Genomic DNA, 22,310 nt, shown 5'->3' with positions numbered 1-22,310 from the left:
CTCGCTTTGATCCACCGTAAATTCTCGTTCAGCATACATTTTTTTGGCTATGCCTGTTTTTTTGCATTTAAGATCTTCGTCCCCCCTAATCGAGCACGAGTGCGGGCAGAAGTCTGCCCTGCTTGCGTACCCTCACGAATAAGGTTTCGCTCAAACTCAGCCAGAGCACCAAAAATATGAAACACTAATTTGCCTGAACTGGTAGTAGTGTTAATGGATTCATGAACATCTAAGCAACGGTTTAAGCTGTAACTACATATCCAAAATACAATTTCTATTTAAATTTAAATCGCACATTTTTTCTGAAAATTTTTGCAACAAAAGCGGGTCATCCATGCAGTTCATGGCAGACTCTGCTGATTCAACATTTTCAAAGTATCCATTCTCGAGAAAACCTTTTATCGCTGCCTCACTGGTTTCATTTAAAGCTGACATTTCTGCTTTTTGACTAATATAAGAAGATTTTCTGATGGTATCTAACAGTTTTTCAATATTTTTAATATTCGAAAAGTAGCCATGTTTACTAAAGGAATAGCCATATGCAGCAGCAGATGGGCTAAGGTAATGGTAGGATAGGAGCAAATTTACTGCATCAACTTTTGCTTCTTTAGCTAAAGCAATAATTGCAGTATTGCCTTTTTCTCGCATTGCTTGGTGCTTTTCCTTATTAGCATAGTCCTCAAATAGATCTTGAAAGATTGACTGCAATTGAGCATGGTCTTTTTCTAAAGCTAAACGATAGAAATCAGGAAGTAAAACATTAGGATCTTGATTACTTTCAAAATTTTCTTCTTGTGTCTTAGGGAATTGAGAGCCTCCTTCTACGCAAGTAGGATAATAGTTACATCGAGTTAATTCTATTAGTATTTTTTGCGTACTATTCGATGATTCTGCAGTGTTGTTGTTAATTCGTTCAAACTTTTTCATTTTTTCTCTAAGGTCTAAGATTGGTAAGTTATAAATCAGTGTGAGACATGTAATGGATCGGTTCTGCTAATTATTTTAAATCTAACTAACTTAAATCAATGCGATTGCTTCAGCCATCATGGTTTCCGCATCTACTGATTCCTGACAGGCCTGAAGGGCGTTTGGAAGGCAGGTTTTCAAGATGCAGGCCGCCCTTAACTGCTGCTGAAAACGACAATAGATATTGCATTTTTGAGCGTAATAGCTCAGATCAATTTTCTCTTTAATGATTAGTCTGGCTTGATCATTGCTAAACACGAGTTGCATTAAGATTTTAAAAGCCCCTTCATAGTCTGCTAATGTTTTCGGATACGATTGGAGATTTTCAAATAAATGATCAATGAGGCGCGATAATTCATTTTCCTTGGCTGGTGTAGCAAACTGGGCTATTTTCTCTTGATGAGTTTGCTTCATGAGAGTATCCATGAAATTATGCAGATCATAGATACAGTAATATTTCTCCTTAATGGCGCCTTGATGCTCAGGAGAGTTTCTTTTCACAAAGTCATCTGTGATCTGGTTTTTAATTTGGGTGGCCAAATTAGCGCTGACTTGCGCTAGAAATCGAGTCAGGATTTCTTTTATGAAGGATAGGGGTTCGATTTGTATGTTTTTTGCGACCTGATTAAATACTTTAAGACATTGTTCTTCACTCATGCATTCAAGAAAAGCCAATAGTGGAAAAAGCTGATCGTTAAGATCAACAGTGGGCTGGTTTTTTCTAAAATCTCCCAGGTATACGGGTAAAATTTCCTCAATATCCTCGGCTTTAAGATGGGCTGCACAAACGAAATAGTAATTCGTAATCAACCCTGATGGATTCTCATCGCTCACTCGCATAGTCTGCAAGAACTCTAACACTTTCGCGGTGGGGTAGAAATCAGCGAAACCAGGAATAAAAGAGTCCTGGTTAAGAGAAGCTACCGTGTTTTTAAACTCTTCAGAAAGTGTATTGGATAAAATAGCCATTAACCATCCAGCACGCATTTTATAGCGAGGACTAGTGGATAAATTGCTTAGTGAGTGCTTTAAAATCTCATAGAATTTACTGCAATTTGTATTGGTTAATCTTGAAGGATTTTGAATCCAGAGAAACAGTAATTTTTCCTGCAATGAACGGGCAATAGTATTATTACGTGTAAAAAAAGAATAAATGGCTTGTTCCTGGGGCGATTCGCTTTGTGATAATGTGGTATAAAGGCTCGCTGAATCTATATTATCAAATGGATTTGAAGGCGTGAATTTAAAAAGCTGACGGGCTTTTTTTACGAGAAACATTAGCTAACCTTGTTGCTTAAAAAGGGGTTCATTTTAGCTTATTTATTTTTGATTGTAAAAACAATAGATTTTATGATATAAAATCAGGCAAATAATTTTGCTATTTCTTCTGCTGGAAGTGCCTGATTAAATAAAAAATCTGGCCTTCATCACCGCCTAAGTCTTTGAGAAATTGTAATTGCTTCGGGTTTTGAATGCCCTCTGCTAAACGCGCATTTTTAAGCCGTGTCTCATAGAGACAATGGCTTCCACAATGGAATTATTGTTGGAATCGAATGGGCTTGTCACGTCTCAAAAAACGACCGTTTAATGAGGCATGGCCTTTTAGGTTTCGACAATTCTAAGGCGGCTTCACGCTGCAGTGCTCCTCAATAAATTGAATGACCCTCTGATAAAATGCTTGTTGCCAAAGATTATTATGCCCTCTGTTTAAAACACGCACAAACTCCTTGGGCTGATTGGCTGATTCATACAATTCAACCCCCTGAAGGTAGGGTACTATCCGGTCCTGATCGCCGTGAAGAACCAGTAAAGGGCTTTTAATTTGCCGAATCCTGGATAGCGAATCATATTTATCCCAGGGAGGGATCACTATCAGCGGGTAATGATACCGGGCCACGGCAGTTAAGGACGTAAACGGGCTTTGCAAAATCAGGGCGCAAGCCGGGTTTTTTATCGACAAATACGTTGCAACGCCTGCCCCCAGGGATTCTCCATAAATAACCAAATGCTTATTGGACACTCCCTGCTGACTTAAAAACTCCCTTGCCGCCTCGGCATCCTGATAAAAACCTTTCTCAGAAGGCGATCCAGGATTACCCGAATAGCCTCGATACTCCAGGAGCAATACGCCATATCCTTTCTTGATCCATTGCCGGGCCATCGGCATGCGCATCCCAATATGGCCGCCATTGCCGTGCAGAAACAGTACGGTTGGCTGTCCAGGCGCTGCCGACTTGTACCAGGATTGCAATACCAGTCTATCCTTTGTGCGCAGTGACACTATTTGCATATCCTGCGCATGGAAATTGGCAGGACTTGGCATTAGTCTTGCTGGAAAATAAATTAGTTTTCTTTGAAATAAAAAGATAAAAAACATTCCCAGAACAATAAATAAAACGCTGCCAATCGCAAAGTTTCTTAACATGGATAACCTTTGTAATGCACATGTTTTCTATATTAGCAGGCGTTAGTTCTGACAACCAGGAGGGTCTATGGAACCAATGCGAGACCAGGAAATAGCCAAGCTAAAAGAATTATTAAGACATACAGGGGAATTTATTGCCTATTTTGAACTGGCCGAAACAAAAATGATTGCCTGGCGGCAAGAAATTGAAGAGCAGGCACAAAGACAGCATCAACAAATCGAACAGAAATTACAGAATCTGCATCAGGAACTGGAGTCGCTCCATGAAGTCCTTACCCAGGCAGGCCTTGCCCGTTTTCGGCTGAACGCAGAACAAACGTTGAAACAGGGCGAAAAGCATTTGGGCATGCTTGAAAAAGCCAGTCAGCAAATGCTGGCCGAAATAGCAGGCCAGCTGCGTGAATTTAACAAGGGATTCCATAAGCAGCTGGGGTTAATTGAACAGCATACCCAGCAGTCAATTGCTAAAATTGATCAGCAACTGGCGGACTACGATGCACAGTATTTTAAACGAATAGCCAATGAAAGCTGCATGCAGGTTGAAAAAGTAGCCACCCGGGCTATTCAAAAAAGCACAGGCCTCCTGCGTTCTTTTCAGTGGCGTTCAGTGAGCATGGCTTTAATAGTGACTTTTATGACCACACTGTTTATCGGACTTTATATTAGCAATGAACTGCCCTGGGAAATGCATCAACAGGCCAGAAATGAGCGTGAAGCCGGTAAAGTCTTACTAAAAGCCTGGCCCAGTTTGTCACATCAGGAAAAAAACAAGATACTTAACCATGCACCCATTAATAAGAGCTAATGAATGTGGAGTCTACTGGGCCTTGCACTGATACCCTTTTTAATGGTTAATATTAAAAAGTGGCGGAAACAATGGTTACTTCGAAAATGGCGAAGCAGCTTGAATCTCGACGCTCATGAAAAGGTATTTAATCAACTGTATCAATCAGTCAGTGGTTTTCATCTCTCTAAACAGGCTCGCGCCGACAATGATTCGCCCGAGTATGTTTATGGGGAAATTGAATTTCAATCGCTCATTGCCCTGCTTTCTCTCTGCGACCCCGGCCCGCAAACCTGCTTTTATGATTTGGGCAGCGGCACTGGTAAAGCAGTCATCGCCTCAGCCATGGTATTTCCGGTGAAGAAGAGCTGTGGGATTGAATTATTTGAAAGCCTTCATAACTGTGCTTTACAACAGCAGCGGAAACTGGAACAAACCCCCGCTTATAACAAGCAGATAGCCTCTATTCATTTTGAGAACAAGGATATTTTTACGGCTGATTTCTCAGATGCGACCCTGGTGTATATCAATGCCACTGCTTTCTTTGGCGAACGGTGGGAACGATTGAGTCATTTATTGGAAAGTATTGCGGCGCAAAGCCTGGTGCTTAGTACCAGCAAACCGCTGCAATCCCCCCTGTTTACCCTGTTGCGCACTGTCAAAGTGCAAATGAACTGGGGCGAGGTCAGTGTTTTTATCCAACAGAAGCAGGCTGCAAGCATGTAGGCTACATAACTTATCTTTTTAAACTATAGGCAGACCTCTAAAATCTTGTTACAGTTAATTGATAAGATTGAATAATTTTTTTGCGAGTCTATACTGATTAATATAAGCAGTACTTAAGCTCTTGGCTGGAGTTCTGGCAAGAGCGTCCTGTAACGCGGCCAACCGAGGTAGGTATGATTAAATCGCAACTCATAGCAAACCTAGCTGCAAAAATGACTCACTTGCCAGAAAAGCAAGTTAGTGATGGTATCAATCGGATTCTGGAATTAATGAGTGACGCCCTGATTGACGGCCAACGGATCGAAATCAGGGGCTTCGGCAGTTTCTCATTGCATTACCGCCCGCCCAGAAATGCCCACAATCCGAAAACCGGTGAAAAAGTGATCACCGAGGCGAAATATAGCCCTCATTTCAAACCGGGTAAAGAATTACGCGAACGGGTAGACAGCTCCAGAGAAAGTATCCCTTTGCAAAATGAGGGTGACGACGAATAATCCCGGAGCTGCAACTTAACAAGCACAGCTCAGGGGATGTGTCGACTATTGATTGAATGCTTGCCTTAAATCAAAGCAACAGGCACTGCTCAGGTTCTCGGCAATGTTACGCCTGTCTGTCCCTGATATTTCCCGCGACGATCGCGATAAGAGACAGCACAAATCTCATCAGACTCCAGGAAGACCATTTGCGCAACCCCTTCATTAGCATAGATTTTTGCAGGCAAGGGGGTGGTATTGGAAAACTCCAGCGTCACATGCCCTTCCCATTCGGGTTCAAGCGGTGTTACATTTACTATGATTCCACAACGGGCATAGGTTGATTTGCCCAGGCAGATTGTCAGCACATTGCGGGGAATGCGGAAATATTCTACCGTCCTTGCCAATGCAAAGGAATTTGGCGGGATAATGCAGACATCAGACTTCACATCCACAAAACTGTTGGCATCAAAGGCCTTGGGATCCACAATGGCTGAATTGATATTGGTAAATATCTTGAACTCATTCGCACAACGCACATCATAACCATAGCTGGATACACCGAAAGAAATGATGCGCCCATCGCCGGCATCACGCACCTGTTCGGCTTCAAACGGGGAAATCATCCCGTGCTCCAACGCCATTCTGGTGATCCATCGATCCGATTTAATTGTCATAACTGCCTCAATTCTAAAATCTAAAACTACCTTCTACCATTCTCACAAGCGGGAAGCAAGCAGGATTAAGCGGCCCTGGCCGAGCAAACCGTTTCAGGCAATTCTTCCAGGAAGCTTTTAGTCACCGTGTCGCCGTTATCAAAGAAGCGATGGCGGTTGTAGAAACCTTTGCCGGCTTCTTCTTCAATTTTGGCTTTAAGATTCAAATTTGGGGTCTCTTCACCAGCTGTTTTTTTCTGTTTGGCAAATTGACGCAGTTCCTCCTGGAATGCATTCAAGCCGTCGTTTTTCTCTTTTATTGTCTTTGAATTAATGAAAGCAGAAGATAAATGTTTTTTCTGAAAGTTCTCAACCTTATAAAGGGTATGCTCGATTTCCCAATCTTCAGAAACCTGCTCGGGAGCTTCCTGTAATTCGACAGACGCTTCGGCCATTTGGCCTCTTTGCTTGTGCCAGGCTTGTTTAAAACTTAAAATATCTTTTGGCTGGTCTTCACTTAAGGGATTATTCAAACGGCTTGCAGCATAATCCCAAAGCATTGCCAGAAGATAAAGGGGGGTAAACAGGAATTTCAAAATAGCGGTAGGTGCATCATTGTCATGGCTATGCTCCCTTTCAGAGCCTAAACGCTCCTCTAAGGCATGGGATAATTTGAATTTCTTATGGTGATGATCATGGCTATCGGGAAAGAAATAATGCCAATCCTCAAACCCTTCGCTAATAATCCCAAAAATTGCTGACGCGATTTCCGGAATACCGGGTACTCTATCAGAAGTCACTCCAATGCTGATTAAATGCCCTAAAAAGAGGATTAACCGCAAAGGGGTCAGCGTTAGTTTAATGATTAGACGCCATGGATTTAAAATCTGCAGCCAGTTTTCACGGGCGCGAAGCTCGGCCCAGCCTTTTTGGAAGTCTTTTTTAAGCTCTGAGAAAAGAGAGGTTTTACTATTAACCGCTTTTTCCAGGGATGCAAAGGTCTCGCTCGTATTCTCGAGATTAAAAAAGAGAGCCGATAATCCGGTGATGACTGGATTGATAATTCCCATGACGAAGGTGGGGATCTTGCCCATCCAGGCGAACAAAGGACGCGAATTCTTGACCACTGTCCACCAGGTGCCGGCAGTACAAATGGTTAACGCCACCGCCAGGCCGACCAATAATAGCGAACTAACTGCCAGAAAAAGGCTACGCAGGGTAACGCCTTTGGCTAAATTTTCACGGATTTTTTCATACCAGTGACGTAAAGTCTCGTTGTTAATCATGTCAGTGACGGTGTTATAGGTTAAAAAACCATAAGCGGCACCCGCTATAACAGCCATGGGAATGATGAAAGCCGGTAATACCGAAAAAGGGATGGATGCCAGCACCGGAATAGCCGCAAATTCCCCAACCAGAAGATAGGTAGTACCGGCGCCCATGAAGAGACCTGCCAGAATACTGAATGCGCCGGCCAGTTTATATAAGGTTCGGCGTTTTTCAAATAAAGCCTGTACCTCATCCTGGCCTTTGTTTTTCAGCCAGGCTCGAAGTTCACGCTGGTAGGGAGTTAAATCATCCGCTTCCACGTCCTCTTTGGCAAAAAGTTGCTCAGCAAACCACTTTTCCATATCGCTAAGTTTTTTCTCGATCTTTTTCTTTTTAAGACGGCTTGCCTTGTCCAAAGGATCATGACCAAATTGGTGCAAACGTTGCAGCATTCTTTGGTAATCACGGAAAAATTCTGGTCCGTCGGCCAGTTCTTGATCTTTAGGAAAATTATTAAGCAAAAATTCTTTAGCCAGATGCCGTTTCAGGAAGTCGCGCTTAAATCCCAATTTGTCCAAAGCGCCGGTGATGTTTTGCACATAAATTTCATATTCATAGGCAACAGAAAGAAAAAAGGCGCTGAAGGCTAAGGGCAGAATGGGCCAAAGGGCAAACATGCCTCCAAAACTCAGGAAACCGAGGATTAAGCTGGCTCCAATAGTGAGAAGAAGAAGGAGTAGATAATAGGGAATTTTTTTTGATTTCATTATTTGCCCGAGGCTATCCAAAGAAATTGCAACTTTATAACAAATGAAAATGATTATCAATAAGAAAACGAGCAAAATTGACACACATTGTTCTTTATAAAGGACAACCAATAAGCCATAACCCAATACAATATGCTGATTTTATTTGCATATTGATCAATCAATGTGGTTTATGCGGCGCTCTAAAAAAATTTAGGATTACAATCCTGAAGTCATCATGTACTATCTGTATGCATCATAAAGCGTTTTTCGTTGATAACAGGATTTTTTCACGATCACAGACAACTCGCTTTATGAAGAATTAAAGCCATTTATCAATTAAGGAGTAATGATGCGTTTGAATCAATGGATGACTTTTATTTCCACTGGATTAATGCTGATAGCCAATCCCCTGGCGGCCCAAAGCCAGGCGCATATGGAGCAGATACAGGTGCCGCAATGTCTTGCAGCCAAAATGCCTTCACAGTTTAAGGTGCTTGCTGAAGATAACCAGTTCAAAATTATAGATCTCCCATCAGACCAACTGCAAAATATTACGTTGCTGGCTGATGAATTACGTTGCGGACACTTTGTCAACGTAACGGGACAACTGGCAGGTAAAACAGCTGAACAAAAAGCAGATGCAGCGCATCATTTGCTGGCAAAACCAGCAGTAAAATCCAGCAGCCTGCTAAAGAGCGGGTTCAAAGTTAAACACCAGTCAGCAGTGGTTGAGGCCCTGGATCAGGTCAAATCCGAAAATATACTGAAGACCTTGAAACATTTGACCGAATATGAGAATCGCTCAGCGACAAAAACGACCGGTGTTCAGGCCGCCAAATGGCTTAAGTCCCAATTTCTGAACATGGCTAAAGAAGCAGGCCGGACTGATGTCGATGCTTATTTTGTTAAAACCGGCCCCTGGTATAAGCAACCGTCTCTGGTTACGGTAATGAATAAAGAAAGCCGCTCTCCTGGTATTGTAATCGGCGCCCATATGGACACGCTTGATGGCCGCATGCCAGGCGCTGGTGATGATGGCAGCGGTTCTTCCAGCGTCATGGAGATCGCACGTGTGCTACTTAACTCCCACCAGGAATTTAACCGTCCAATCTATATCATATGGTATGCCGCTGAAGAGCGTGGGCTGGTAGGCTCCCAATACGTGGTTGAGCATTTCCAGAATGAGAAAATTCCGGTTCTTGCTGCCGTCCAGTTTGATATGACGGGTTTTCGCAATGACCGAAATGATCCAACCATGTGGGTCTTCCGCGACTACACCAATGATATGCTGACTGATTATCTGTCTGAGTTAATCAAGACTTATATCGGTGTACCAGTTGGCGAATCAGAATGTGGATATGGTTGCAGCGATCATGCGTCCTGGACTGAAGCAGGAATTCCGGCAGCATTTCCTTGTGAAACGGATTTCGAACACCATAACCAAAAAATTCATACTGCCGGGGATACCATGGATCGCCTGACACCAGAACATATGGTTAATTTTGCCAAATTAGGCTTAGCCTTTGCGATTGAGTTGGCAAGCGATTAATACATGATCTGCTTCACTACGTTCGCAATGACGTTCGACCGTCATTGCGAGCCTTGGCAAAGCAATATCGGCGCTGTGGAATGAGGCACCGAAGGCAGGACTGCTTCACGTTGTTCGCAAGGCATAGTCAGGGATGAAGCCTGCTAACCTTGGCAATTTCCTTTTCTTCATTGAAATTAGCAGGCAATTCTACTCGCGGGTTTGGCTTCTCAACCACAAGCGTCTCGGCAACCGATTCAGGTTTTACCAGTTTCCTAACGGCCAACACCCCCTTACCTCCGAACCTTTGTAAAGGCTTGGAATAAACAAACGGGAAGGCCAAGCCCCCTTCCTCCGCAATTTGAAAATCAAATTTAGCCAACATCTTAAACACTAACATTGCTTCGCTGAGTGCAAGCCGCAGCCCAGGGCAACGGTTTTTGCCGGTTTTAAACGTTAGCAATCGCTTCTCTTTTTCCAATCTTACTGGATTCACGCCTTTGATTTCACTTAACCAGTTAGCATTATAGGGATTATTCTGGCGGTCCACAGGAAGCCAGCGCTCTGGAAAAATGTCATTCGCAGTGACTAGTTTTTTTCCAAAGACAGACTCTCCTTCAGCAGACAAATGGATGTCAGGAAAGTTGGCGCTGTCCTTATGAATGGTTTCAAGCGGCATTAATAACAGGGAACCCGCCGGCAGGGTAATTAATTGGCCATCATTCTCTAGCTCCATGGCTTCCAAAACGACCTCAGGAATAACCGGGGCAGGCGGCAAAACGCGCGAGGCTTCCAAAATAACCGCCTCTATATAGGAGGGTTTCTCTTTACTGGAATCCCAGGCAGAATGATTGAAGTTGTAGGAATTGCCAGCAACTTGCTCTTCAAGCTCCTGCTTCACTAATTTATAAATTCTTGGATCCTGCAGGCTAAGCTTTAAGGAGGATACTAACAGTGTTGCTGTGGCATCAAAGCCTAGCAGCGGAATAAACAGGCTTTCATTGACCGCATCAGTGATTACCCTGGAAAGAGGGCAGGCATCTCCCCGGGATTTTGCGAATTGGACCAGCTCCTCGCATTGCTCTCCAGAGAGAGCCATGTGAGGGACGATTCCCCGGCTTCTCAAGGCCTCGTGCAGATCTTCATTGCCCAGGACATGTATGCAAATCAATCGATTAAGCCAGCTATAAGAAGCGCAAAGCTCCTCTTTTAAATTGTCCTGCTGCAAAAGCGTATAGGCAAAATCGAAAATTCGTTGCCTCAAATTGGCTAATCGCAGTTTTTCTTTCTGGGATATGGGTTCGATATTAAATAAACTTCCCATCAACTCACGGGTCAGCTCAGATTGGTAAAGCCTTTCGAAGACCTCCGTACTTTTTTTACCGAAATAAGTATACAGCAGGACGCGCCGGGACAAGGCGTCCATCACTTGGCCCAAGGTTTTTTTATTGGGATTAATATCAGCACTTTGTGACTCAAAAAATTCTTCAATTAACTCTTCCAGCTCGTAGCGGTTTTCCGCATTTTTTCTATGGCGCATCTCTTCATTACGCAACAAGATTGCCGCCCGTAGCTCAGCCCGGCTTGGCGAGACAGAGGACATGAGATTGTTCGGCCCCAGAATAGAGGAGAGGCGGTTAAACAAGGGCGCCTGACCATATTTCCCAGCCAATTCCCGCTTATTGTATATCTGCTCAATCAAGCTCGGCTTTGAGACCACATAGACGCGTGTTAAATCAGGTAAAGGAAAAAAACTGATACCATGATGGTTAGCCTGTAGTGATTTTTTGCTCAAATCGACGGTTAAGGCCATAAAACTTTCCTGAATCTTCTCGTTATTCAATTCCTGGGTATAAATTGATTTTACTTTTTCGCTCACCAGTGTTGTCACTAATTTGAGGTAAGAGACTGGGTTTGGCATTGTTAAAGGGGAAGCCGTGATTCGCCAATATATATAAGCCGTTGTTACTAAAAACAATCCCAAATATAAAATGAACTGCATGATGCCCCCTATCAGGTTAGTAAATGTACAATATACCACAATGCTTAATGCATGCTGGTCAAATTCCACCGGTCAAGACTTTGAATCTGCGGAAAAGCACAGAATCCCAGCGTGGCAACCCCCGAATCCCGGGGCACCGACCATCCGAATCCCCGCGGCTACGACCATCCGAATCCGCGTGTACAACCGATCACCCGAATCCCCGCGGCTGCGACCATCCGAATCCCCGCGGCTGCGACCATCCGAATCCCCGCGGCTGCGACCGCGGGGCCCACACGAAGCCAATTTAAGGTTAAGAACACTTGTTTATGACTACCTGTTAAACCCTATTTTTTGGCAACATTAAAACTTGTCTGAGGACTATACTACTTCAACAGGCATGGGCCCCGCGGTCGCAGCCGCGGCGATTCGGATAGTCGGTTGTACAGCGGGGATTCGGGTGATCGGTTGTACACGCGGATTCGGGTGATCGAAGCCCCGGGGGTTCGGGTGGGCTTTCGCCGTGGGATTGACCGTTTAATGATGTGTTTTATTTCCCTTGTTTACAGGCGGGCAATGATATTCGGCAATGACTTCCCCTTGAATATCCACCGTTTGCAGGAGAACTGGGAATTTCCACAAGGTATACAGATGCTTCAAAACTTCCTGGGTATTTTCTCCCAAAGGCGAACGGTTCTGCTGCATGTAACGCAAGGTAAGGCTTCGATTCCCTTCCACATCCACAGAATACACCTGAATGTCTGGCTCCAGAAATCCCAGGTTGTATTGGCGGGATAATGCCTCGCGAATTAGCTGATAGCCCTGCTCGTCATGAATGGCTCCAACCAGCAAGTCCGGCTGTCTGTCATCGTCAACTATGTGGAAAAGCTTCTGATCGCGAATCAGCTGAGGCGAAAGATACTGGGCAATAAAACTTTCGTCCTTATAATTACGCATAGCCGTATCAAGGCTGCTCAGCCAATCGGTATTGGCCAGGTAGGGAAACCACTGTTTATCCTCCCTAGTGGGATTCTGGCAAATCCGTTTAATATCCTGCATCATGTTGTATCCCAAGGTATAGGGATTGATACCGCTGAAATAGGGGCTGTTAAAGGAAGGCTGCATAATCACATTGGTATGGCTTTGCAGGATTTCCAGCATAAACTCATCGGTCACCAGACCTTCGTCATATAAGGCATTAATCAATGTATAGTGCCAAAAGCAGGCCCAGCCTTCATTCATTACCTTCGTTTGCCCCTGAGGGTAAAAATATTGGGCAATCTTTCTTACAATCCTTACGATTTCCCGCTGCCAGGATTTTAGAAGCGGTGCATTTTTCTCAATGAAATAAAGAATATTTTCCTGCGGCTCTTCTGGAAAGCGCTGCTTTTGCCCATTGCCATCCACGCGCTTGCTTTGCGGTATAGTACGCCAAAGCTCATTAACCTGGGATTGCAGATAAATTTCCCGGTTCTGTTGACGAATTTTTTCTTCCTGCACTGATAAAATAGCCGGATGCTTGTAACGATCGACACCATAGTTCATTAAGGCATGGCAGGCATCTAGGATTGCCTCCACTTCATCGATCCCATAGCGTTCTTCGCATTCGCTAATATAATTACGCGCAAACACCAGATAGTCGATAATGGCATCTGCAGAAGTCCACATCTTGAACAGATAATTGTTTTTGAAAAAAGAGTTGTGACCATAGCAGGCGTGAGCAATTACCAGCGCCTGCATGGCCATAGTATTTTCTTCCATCAGATAAGCAATACAGGGGTTGGAATTAATCACTAACTCATAGGCCAAACCCATTTGTCCGCGTTTATAGCTTTTTTCAACACCGACAAAATGTTTTCCAAAAGACCAGTGATGGTAGCCGATAGGCATTCCCACCGAGGCATAAGCATCCATCATCTGTTCAGCCGTAATGACTTCGATTTGATTGGGGTAGGTGTCCAATCTAAAATCTTTTGCCAGCCTGCCTATTTCGCGATCATAGCTCTGAATCAACTCGAAGGTCCACTCAGCACCTTTCGACAGCGGCTCTTTCTTCATGCTGTCTTCCTTTTAAAAAGTTCTCGGAACACCGGATAAATATCGGCAACATTATCAATATTTTCCATTGCAAAATTGGGATACTGATCATGCACTTTCTGATAAACCTCCCATAAACTCTGATGATGGCGCGGCATAATTTCAATATAGGCAAAATATTGCAGCAAGGGCATGATTTTTTCCTGCAATAGTTCCTGGCAGTAAGGGGAATCTGCGTTCCAATTGTCTCCGTCTGAGGCCTGGGCTACGTAAATATTCCAGGCAGACACTGGATAGCGTGCCTCGATGATGGTGCTGAGTAATTCCAGCGCGCTGGAAACTACCGTGCCTCCGGTTTCCCGGGAATAAAAGAATTCTTCCTCATTGACTTCTTTCGCCGATGTATGATGGCGGATGAAAACCAATTCAATTTTTTCATAATTTTTTGTCAGAAACAGATACAGAAGAATGAAAAAACGTTTGGCAATATCTTTTTTCGCCTCATCCATCGAGCCAGACACGTCCATCACACAGAACATGACTGCCTGAGTTGAGGGAGCGGGAATTTTGATCCGGTTGTTATAACGCAGATCGATCGTATCAATAAACGGTACGGCCTTTAGTTTCTTGCGCAGAAACTCTATGTCCCGCTGCAGCTTCAATATTTCCAGCTTCTCAGCATCCGGATTAGCCTGCAGACGCTCCAGTTCTGCTTCCAGCTCCCGCAAGCGTTTTTTATGGGAGCCACCCAAAGCCATACGGCGGCCAGTCGCCTGCCGCATGGAACGAACGACGTTAATATTAGTCGGGATACCGCTGTTGGTGAAACCAGCGCGCACAGTCTTGTAGGTGGTCATTTGCGCCAGTTCTTTTTTTACCAGATCAGGAAGTTCGAGATCTTCAAAATAGAGATCCAGGAACTCCTCACGCGATAATTGGAAGACAAACTCGTCTTCACCCTCACCGCTATCGCTGGCCTGGCTGCCGCTTCCGCCGCTTCCTCCGCCATCCGGACGGCGAATACGATCGCCAGTAATGAATTGATCGTTCCCCGGCAGTACTCGTTCTACACGCCCTCCCCTGCCGCGGTGAAACTGCGGCTCAGAGATATCCTTTGCCGGGATGCTAATCATTTCGCCCTGATCAATCTCAGTGATGCTGCGCTTACCCACAGCATCAGAGACAGCCCGTTTAATTTGATTTTTATAACGTCTCAGAAAGCGCTGGCGATTTACTGTGCTCTTTTTGCCGGCATTCTGTCGTCGATCAATTAATTGCGACATACGCTCATCCTATTCAAAATACCAGTTTCCAAGCATTAACTATCCTCACCATAGAGCCGCTTACTGCGACTTCCTTACGCGTAAATACCATTCGCACAACAGACGCACCTGTTTACGGGTATAGCCCTTATCAACCATACGCGCGATAAACTCTTCATGCTTTTTCTTGTCGTCTTCAGACGCTTTGGCATTAAAGGATATGACCGGCAGTAAATCTTCGGTATTGGTAAACATTTTCTTTTCGATAACCGTTTTCAATTTTTCATAGCTATTCCAGACTGGATTTTTACCATGATTATTGGCTCTGGCCCTTAATACAAAATTCACCACTTCATTACGAAAATCTTTAGGGTTGGAAATTCCAGCCGGTTTTTCAATTTTCTCCAGTTCCATATTTAAAGAGCTTCGATCAAAGATTTCACCGGTATCGGGGTCGCGATAATCCTGATCCTGAATCCAGAAATCAGCATAGGTTATGTAACGGTCGAATATGTTTTGACCATATTCTGAGTAGGATTCCAGGTAAGCCGTTTGAATTTCCTTGCCGATAAACTCAACATATTTTGGCGTCAGATGTTCTTTGATAAAGGTTAAATATTTTTCATGCGCTTCCTGTGGGAATTGCTCCTGCTCGATTTGCCGTTCCAGAATGTACAGTAAATGAACGGGGTTAGCCGCGACCTCGCTATGATCAAAATTGAATACCTTGGACAAAATCTTAAATGCAAAACGGGTTGAAATACCGCTCATGCCTTCATCAACCCCGGCAAAATCGCGATACTCCTGGTAGGATTTTGCTTTGGGGTCGGTATCCTTCAGGCTTTCACCGTTGTACACACGCATCTTGGAGTAAATGCTTGAGTTCTGCGGCTCTTTCAGGCGGGTCAATACTGAAAACTGGGCCAGCATATCCAGTGTGCCGGGTGCACAGGGTGCTTCGGTCAGCGAGCTGTTATCCAGTAATTTCTGGTAAATGCGCTTTTCTTCGGAAACACGTAAGCAATAAGGAACCTTAACAATATTGATACGGTCAATAAACGCTTCATTGTTCTTGTTATTGCGGAAGGTTTGCCACTCGGACTCGTTGGAGTGGGCCAGAATAATTCCCTCAAAGGGAATGGCGGAAAGCCCTTCGGTCGCATTATAGTTTCCTTCCTGTGTTGCCGTCAGTAAGGGGTGCAGCACTTTAATGGGCGCCTTAAACATTTCCACGAATTCAAGCAAACCGCGATGGGCGCGGCACAGACCGCCGGAGAAACTGTAAGCATCCGGATCATCCTGGGAAAACTCTTCCAGTTTACGAATATCCACCTTACCGACCAGAGAAGAGATATCCTGGTTATTTTCGTCACCCGGCTCGGTTTTTGCGACGGCAATTTGCTTAAGACGGGAAGGCTTGACCTTAATCACCTTGAACTTGCTGATATCACCGTTAAACTCGTGCAGGCGTTTAACTGCCCAGGGAGACATCACATAGCGCAGATAGCGCGAGGGGATGCCAAATTTTTCATAGAGGAGTTCGGCATCTTCCTGGGGATCAAATAAAGAAAGCGGTGACTCATGAACCGGAGAACCTTTGATGGCATAAATGGGAACTTTCTGCATTAAATCTTTTAATTTTTCAGCCAATGAAGATTTACCGCCGCCGACTGGCCCCAGTAAATAAAGCACCTGCTTGGTTTCTTCCAATCCCTGGGCTGCATGTTTTAAAAATCCGACAATTTGTTCAATGGAATCTTCCATGCCGAAAAATTCCTTGAACACCGGATACTGGTGAATAATTTTATTGGAGAATATGCGGGACAGCACAGGATCATGCCGGGTATCAATCACTTCCGGCTCGCCGATAGCCATCAGCAGACGCTCTGCCGGATTCGCATAGGCAGAGGGATCCTTACTGCATATCTCGAGATATTCGTCGAGCGTGAATTCCTCTTCTTTGTTGTCCACATAGCGTTTGGTGTAACCTGCTAAAAAATCTTGCGTATTCATCACTTATCCCCTTTTACAGATCCCTACCGGGAAATCCGCGAGTCTTTCTCATTCTAATTTTGCATTTCGCTGGTAAAAGCGAGACACTATCTTCCTAAATTTAGTATAGGATCAAATAATGCTTGCCGACTAGGTACTTTGATAAAAAATTCCCAAAGAATCAAGCTGATGACCTTACTGACTGTTATTGAAATGAAAATTATTTTTTAAAGGGAGAAAAGTTTATGTCTGAGACCACCATTTATCGTAAAAACTACCAGCCTCCCGTGTTTTCAGTCCAGAAAATCGATCTTGATTTTGATTTGCACGATGATCATGCCTTGGTCGAAAACCATATGCAGCTCAAGCGGCAAGGCCTTGGTGCTTTGCATTTAAACGGGGATGAGCTGGAGTTAGTGAGCATCAAACTCAATAATATTCCCTTGAATGAAGGAGCCTATTACTTCAAGGGTTCTGATTTGATTTTACCGGATTGCCCGGATGAATTTGAATTGACGATCGTTACCCGCATCCGCCCCCAGGATAATACCCAGCTATCGGGGCTGTACCGGTCTAATCATTTATTCTGCACCCAGTGTGAGGCAGAGGGTTTTCGCCGTATCACTTTTTTCCCCGACCGCCCGGATGTGCTGACCGTCTTCACCACACGCATTAAAGCCGATAAAGAGAAATACCCGGTTCTATTATCTAATGGCAACCTCATTGACTCTGGCGATCTGCCTGATGGCCGCCACTGGGCAGTCTGGCAGGATCCCTTCAAAAAGCCCTCGTATCTCTTTGCCCTGGTTGCCGGTCGTCTGGTTCATATCCAGGATGAGTTTATCACCCGCTCTGGCAACAAAGTAGATTGCCGCATCTATGTTGAACCTGGTAATGAAGACAAATGCCAGCATGCGATGAGTTCCCTGAAAAAGGCGATGGCCTGGGATGAAGAAGTCTATGGACGTGAATATGATCTTTCCATCTTCATGATTGTGGCAGTCAGTGATTTTAATATGGGAGCGATGGAAAACAAGGGACTGAATATTTTTAACTCGAAATACATCCTGGCAAGACCTGAAACGGCCACGGATCAGGACTTTGCTGATGTCGAAGGCGTTGTCGGGCACGAGTATTTTCATAACTGGACGGGTAATCGTGTGACTTGCCGCGACTGGTTCCAATTGAGCTTGAAAGAAGGGTTAACCGTTTTCCGCGATCAGGAATTTTCCCGCGATATGAATTCAAGGGACGTCAATCGCATCATCGATGTTAAAATGCTGCGCACCACACAATTTCCCGAAGACGCCGGCAGTATGGCACATCCGGTTCGTCCCGACTCCTATCAGGAAATCAATAATTTCTATACGGCCACCATCTACAATAAAGGGGCAGAAGTCATCCGCATGCAACACAGCCTGCTGGGTAAAGAAGGCTTTCGCCGGGGTATGGATCTTTATTTTGAGCGACATGACGGTCAGGCAGTCACAATCGATGATTTTGTCGGCGCCATGGAAGATGCCAATGGCATTGACTTAACGCAGTTCAAACGCTGGTATTCCCAGGCAGGAACGCCGGAAGTGGAAGTAAAAACCTCCTATCAAAATGGCGAACTCAGCCTGCATATGAAACAGCATTGTCCGGCAACGCCTGAATTAGAACATAAAGAACCCTTTCATATTCCCATCCGCATTGCGCTGTTCGATTCACATGGCAAAGAGTTGGCCATCGATGAGGAAATTTTGGAATTAAAGGAAAAAGAACAGACTTTCCGTTTTCCCAATCTTCCTGAAAAACCCATCGTCTCCTTACTGCGTGATTTCTCCGCCCCCATTAAATTAAAAAGGGAGCTGAACCGCCGCGAATTGCTTTCATTGCTTCGCTTTGAAACTGACGGTGTCGCCAAATGGGATGCCGCCCAGTGCCTGACTGTAGACTGTCTGGGACACTTTCTGAAACAAGACCCCTCCCAATGGCAGATTCCCAATGATTTAATGAATGCCTGCCAGCATGTATTGAATGATAAATCACTCGATAGAGCCCTCAAAGCCGAGCTTCTGTCTCCCCCAGGTTTTGAAGAAGTGGTCACCCAATTCAATGAAGTTGATGTGGATTTGCTCGAAGCAGCACGTGATGCCTATCGCAGCCAGCTGGGCAAAGCATTGTATGAGTCACTGGTATCGGAATATTTAAGCCTGTGGCAGAAAGAGAACCATACGATGAACGCCAGCTCCTACAGCCGCCGCCGGCTTCGTAATACCGTACTCTGGTTCATGATGAAGTCTGAAGAAGAAACCAGCCTGACCCTTTGCCAGCAGCAATTTGCCAATGCCCGCACGATGAGCGATCAAATTTCAAGCTTCGCCTTATTAGTCAATTCGCACCACCACGAAGCGAAGCAACAGGCTATCAAGCGCTTTTATGAGCAATGGGCGGATAATGATTTGGTTTTGGATAAATGGTTTGCTATCCAGGCCTCTTGTGAAGACAGAGACACCTTACAGCAAGTGCGCAAGCTGCTGCAGCATCCGGCTTTTTCCATTAAAAACCCCAACAAGGTAAGGGCATTAATTGGCAGTTTCTGCCAGGCCAATCCACGCAATTTCCATGCAATGGATGGCCGCGGCTATGAGTTCCTGACCGAAATGCTGCTAAAAATGGATCAAATTAACCCGCAAATCGCAGCACGGCTGGCGACGCCTTTTACCCGATGGCAACAATATAATTTACCCCGTCAATCCATGATGCAAAATCAACTGCAGGAACTTGCCCGGCATAAATTGTCCAATGATTTGAAGGAGCTGGTGACGAAGAGTATCGCCTGAAGATAACAAGACTGAAATATAGGCCTTCCTCCGAATCCCCGCGGCTGCGACCCTCGAATCCCCGCGGCTGCGACCCTCGAATCCCCGCGGCTGCGACCCTCTCGAATCCCCGCGGCTGCGACCGCGGGGCCCACACGAGGCCTATTTAGAAATATTGGTTTTGCTAATTTAGGATCAAGTTGAAAGACTTGTTCCTAACTGCTTTTGCTATTTACGGCAACATTGGATTCCTCTGAAGAGCTTGTTCGGCACCAGACATGGATCCCGCGGTCTTCGCCGCGGGAATTCGTCCGCCCGGGATTCAGGGGACTGACCGGTATGGCGGGTGTGGCGGCTGCTCCACAATTTCCTGTAGTTCACTTGTCTGCTCCCACTGCAATAGTTGTTCTAATTCGCTGCGGGGCGGGGCACCGCGCCACAAATCCTCAAGACGCCAAGGGGTTATATTTTCCCCATTTAACTTTAAACAGGCTTGTTGGTGAAGATCAAGACGGTTTGCTGCTGCTCTTGCCGTGATCTGCTGAAAAAATGTATAGAGACAAGCGGGCATTGTGTTGACAGGCTTTGACTGAAGATTATTTTGGGAAATTGGCGGCGGGGACGGGGTGAAATCAAAATGAGCCGAGCAGTGTTCCTCGCCATGTTGTTGATAGCGAAGTCCCGAGGCCTCTATGGCATCAATGCGGGTCTGCATTTGCGCCTCTGCGTGCATCTCGTTATATAAGGCAGATAATGGCGTACCTGAGTCATCATTTTTACGCTCAATATTGAAAGCGGGACTTATGGGGTGGGAAAAAGAATCCTGTTCTTTTGGGCGTAACTGAATGCTGTATAAATTAGAAGGCTTTTCTAAACAAGTGTCTATTGCAGCAACATAGCAGTCTTTCATGGCTGAAACAGCTATTATGTAGGTGTTTATCTGTGCAAGCCTTTCTTCCTTTTCCATTCGTTGCGGGCAATCTGTTTTTAGAAAAGGAATGGCTTCAAGCAAGGCAATGTCATGGACTAAGGCATCCTTGTAAGCATTTAATTCCTTAAGCGCTCTGCCTTCAAAAAAACAGTCTAAGGCCACGGATGCTTCACAGGTGTTGTCAGTGCTAATTTCACCGCCGCCTACAACCGGAACCATGAGGTAAACTTTCCCTTATTAATATGGATATAACGAGGGGATATAGGTTCTTTAAAGGGTATGCGCATCTTTGGAACTATTCATGTACTTATTAAGTGACAATTATAAAGCATAGTGGGCTAAAGTTAAACTCTTAATAAGCTCCTGTGGCTGTTCGCAGTCTCTATGCGCAGTTCGACTTGTTGTCTGCTCAGGCCTCTTCAGCATGATCAGAAATACCTGGGTTCTCGAGACTTAAAATACCGGTATTAAAATCATAGGCAAAAATTTCGGCGTAGCGTCCCCAGTCGATCATTGTTTTCAGTACGCGCTCTGCCTCTTTTTCGCTCAGATAATCTTCCAGCTTGCTAAGGAATCGCTCTTCAGAAACCCGATGGCCTATTTTTTCATCGAGAATACGGCGAATATAGCGGGCCAGCGGAACTTTATCCAGCAAGCGGCGGGCAAATATCTTTTTCCTCTCCTGCAAATCAGCCTCTGAATATTGCTTTCCGAGCTCGGTTAGCTGGATATCGCCATCGGATACCTTGGCGAAACCAAGTATTTCCAGGGTTTCCAGCAAGGGGAATAAATCATCGATATTCATCATGAGTTCATCGGCCAACTCAGGAAGATCGATACGCTCTTCATAGGTTTGCAAGGTGTCAATCAAGCCTGAAAGCTCAGAGGGATCTACATCCGGCAAGCGATAGCCTAAGCCAATCTGCCGCTCCCGCTGCGCCCGTTTCGCCCTTTCTTTAGGGCCGGAAGTCATCAGGCGATAGATTTTGTCGACCAGCGCACTAAACTCCGGGGTTTCCGGATCCCGCGGCTGCTGTAATTCAACCTGCAGCTCCGCTCGAATATACCCTGGATCACTGCCAAAAATAATAATGCGATCGGCAAGCATTGCCGCTTCCTCAATATTGTGGGTGACCAGTAAAATGCCATTGGTATTGGTTTTCTTTTCCTGCCATAACTCAAGCAAGTCGGATTTTAAATTTTCCGCGGTTAATACATCCAGTGCTGAAAAGGGCTCATCCATTAATAGGACATCCGGATTAATTACCAGGGCACGTGCAAATCCCACCCGCTGGCGCATTCCACCCGATAATTCTTTGGGAAAAGCAGATTCGAATCCATCCAGTCCGATCGTATCAATTGCTTCAATGGCTCTACGGCGGCGCTCTTCGCGGTTTACGCCCTGAGCTTCCAGACCCAGTTCCACATTTTCAAGGACCGTCAGCCATGGCATCAGTGCAAAAGATTGAAAGACCATGGCAATTCCCGCAACCGGTTTGGTCACTGCTTGCCCACGATAGCTGACCTTACCGGCGCTCGGCGGAACCAAGCCGGCGATGATCCTTAACAGCGTCGACTTGCCAGAACCTGATTTACCGAGCAAGGCAACAATTTCACCTTCATGCAATTCAAAATTGACATCCTCAAGGACCAGTAAATCCTGATCAGAGGCTTTTTTAAATGATTTGCGGCAATTTTCCAGACTAATTATAGTTTTTGACATCAAG

16 protein-coding genes and 1 pseudogene are annotated in these 22,310 nt (G+C 45.1%); 5 read left to right on the top strand and 12 right to left on the bottom strand.

Annotated features, from left to right (window positions below):
- Nucleotides 1–80 precede the first annotated feature (80 nt).
- From DYH42_RS01050 to DYH42_RS01035, 4 genes and pseudogenes are all read right to left on the bottom strand, one after another.
- Nucleotides 81–227: pseudogene (locus DYH42_RS01050) on the bottom strand (recombinase family protein); the annotation flags it as partial.
- A 25-nt stretch (nt 228–252) separates the two neighbouring features.
- Complete coding sequence (locus tag DYH42_RS01045) at nt 253–927, bottom strand: hypothetical protein (RefSeq protein WP_058523056.1); 675 nt, start codon at nt 925–927, stop codon at nt 253–255.
- Nucleotides 928–1,017: 90 nt separating this feature from the next.
- Nucleotides 1,018–2,244: a hypothetical protein gene (locus tag DYH42_RS01040; protein ID WP_058523057.1), complete on the bottom strand. Its 1,227-nt coding sequence runs from the start codon at nt 2,242–2,244 to the stop codon at nt 1,018–1,020.
- Nucleotides 2,245–2,584: 340 nt separating this feature from the next.
- Complete coding sequence (locus DYH42_RS01035; RefSeq protein WP_058523058.1) at nt 2,585–3,391, bottom strand: alpha/beta hydrolase; 807 nt, start codon at nt 3,389–3,391, stop codon at nt 2,585–2,587.
- 67 nt (nt 3,392–3,458) lie between these two features.
- Here DYH42_RS01035 and DYH42_RS01030 point away from each other — a divergent pair, with 67 nt between their 5' ends.
- The 3 genes from DYH42_RS01030 (at nt 3,459) to DYH42_RS01020 (ending at nt 5,395) form a co-directional block, all read left to right on the top strand.
- Nucleotides 3,459–4,196: a hypothetical protein gene (locus DYH42_RS01030; RefSeq protein WP_058523059.1), complete on the top strand. Its 738-nt coding sequence runs from the start codon at nt 3,459–3,461 to the stop codon at nt 4,194–4,196.
- A 3-nt stretch (nt 4,197–4,199) separates the two neighbouring features.
- Entirely contained in the window at nt 4,200–4,901 is a 702-nt protein-coding gene (locus DYH42_RS01025) for a class I SAM-dependent methyltransferase (protein ID WP_058523060.1), read from the top strand.
- A 125-nt stretch (nt 4,902–5,026) separates the two neighbouring features.
- On the top strand, nt 5,027–5,395 hold the full coding sequence (locus DYH42_RS01020; RefSeq protein WP_272946866.1) for an integration host factor subunit beta: 369 nt from the start codon (nt 5,027–5,029) through the stop codon (nt 5,393–5,395).
- A gap of 89 nt (nt 5,396–5,484) precedes the next feature.
- Here DYH42_RS01020 and dcd read toward each other — a convergent pair whose 3' ends face one another.
- Together dcd and DYH42_RS01010 are read right to left on the bottom strand one after the other, a co-directional pair.
- On the bottom strand, nt 5,485–6,051 hold the full coding sequence (gene dcd / locus DYH42_RS01015; protein ID WP_058523062.1) for a dCTP deaminase: 567 nt from the start codon (nt 6,049–6,051) through the stop codon (nt 5,485–5,487).
- 65 nt (nt 6,052–6,116) lie between these two features.
- Nucleotides 6,117–8,066 carry a hypothetical protein gene (locus DYH42_RS01010; protein WP_058523095.1) on the bottom strand — a complete coding sequence of 650 codons (1,950 nt, stop codon included), beginning with the start codon at nt 8,064–8,066 and terminating at the stop codon, nt 6,117–6,119.
- A 331-nt stretch (nt 8,067–8,397) separates the two neighbouring features.
- On the opposite strand from DYH42_RS01010, the gene lapA reads away from it, so the two are divergent.
- Nucleotides 8,398–9,597 (top strand): aminopeptidase LapA, encoded by a 1,200-nt coding sequence (gene lapA, locus DYH42_RS01005; RefSeq protein ID WP_058523063.1) that lies wholly within the window; start codon nt 8,398–8,400, stop codon nt 9,595–9,597.
- Between the two features lie 127 nt (nt 9,598–9,724).
- Here the strand turns inward: lapA and DYH42_RS01000 are convergent, their stop codons facing one another.
- From DYH42_RS01000 to DYH42_RS00985, 4 genes are all read right to left on the bottom strand, one after another.
- Nucleotides 9,725–11,578: a cytochrome P450 gene (locus DYH42_RS01000; RefSeq protein ID WP_058523064.1), complete on the bottom strand. Its 1,854-nt coding sequence runs from the start codon at nt 11,576–11,578 to the stop codon at nt 9,725–9,727.
- A 516-nt stretch (nt 11,579–12,094) separates the two neighbouring features.
- Nucleotides 12,095–13,615: a SpoVR family protein gene (locus DYH42_RS00995; protein WP_058523065.1), complete on the bottom strand. Its 1,521-nt coding sequence runs from the start codon at nt 13,613–13,615 to the stop codon at nt 12,095–12,097.
- Nucleotides 13,612–14,877, bottom strand: a complete 1,266-nt coding sequence (locus DYH42_RS00990) for a YeaH/YhbH family protein (RefSeq protein ID WP_058523066.1) — start codon at nt 14,875–14,877, stop codon at nt 13,612–13,614. The genes DYH42_RS00995 and DYH42_RS00990 overlap by 4 nt, the downstream gene beginning before the upstream one ends.
- A 60-nt stretch (nt 14,878–14,937) precedes the next feature.
- Nucleotides 14,938–16,869 (bottom strand): PrkA family serine protein kinase, encoded by a 1,932-nt coding sequence (locus DYH42_RS00985; RefSeq protein WP_058523067.1) that lies wholly within the window; start codon nt 16,867–16,869, stop codon nt 14,938–14,940.
- Nucleotides 16,870–17,093: 224 nt separating this feature from the next.
- On the opposite strand from DYH42_RS00985, the gene pepN reads away from it, so the two are divergent.
- Nucleotides 17,094–19,673, top strand: a complete 2,580-nt coding sequence (gene pepN, locus DYH42_RS00980) for an aminopeptidase N (protein WP_058523068.1) — start codon at nt 17,094–17,096, stop codon at nt 19,671–19,673.
- A gap of 301 nt (nt 19,674–19,974) precedes the next feature.
- On the opposite strand, the gene DYH42_RS00975 is transcribed toward pepN, so the two are convergent.
- Together DYH42_RS00975 and DYH42_RS00970 are read right to left on the bottom strand one after the other, a co-directional pair.
- Nucleotides 19,975–20,802, bottom strand: coding sequence for a hypothetical protein (locus DYH42_RS00975; protein ID WP_058523069.1), 828 nt, complete (start codon nt 20,800–20,802; stop codon nt 19,975–19,977).
- Between the two features lie 190 nt (nt 20,803–20,992).
- The gene (locus tag DYH42_RS00970) at nt 20,993–22,306 is read right to left on the bottom strand and encodes an ABC transporter ATP-binding protein (RefSeq protein ID WP_058523070.1); all 1,314 of its coding nucleotides are present in this window, start codon (nt 22,304–22,306) and stop codon (nt 20,993–20,995) included.
- Nucleotides 22,307–22,310 lie beyond the last annotated feature (4 nt).

The sequence above is a fragment of the Legionella birminghamensis genome, assembly GCF_900452515.1.
Taxonomy (GTDB): domain Bacteria; phylum Pseudomonadota; class Gammaproteobacteria; order Legionellales; family Legionellaceae; genus Legionella_C; species Legionella_C birminghamensis.
This window is presented reverse-complemented; position numbering and strand designations above follow the sequence as displayed.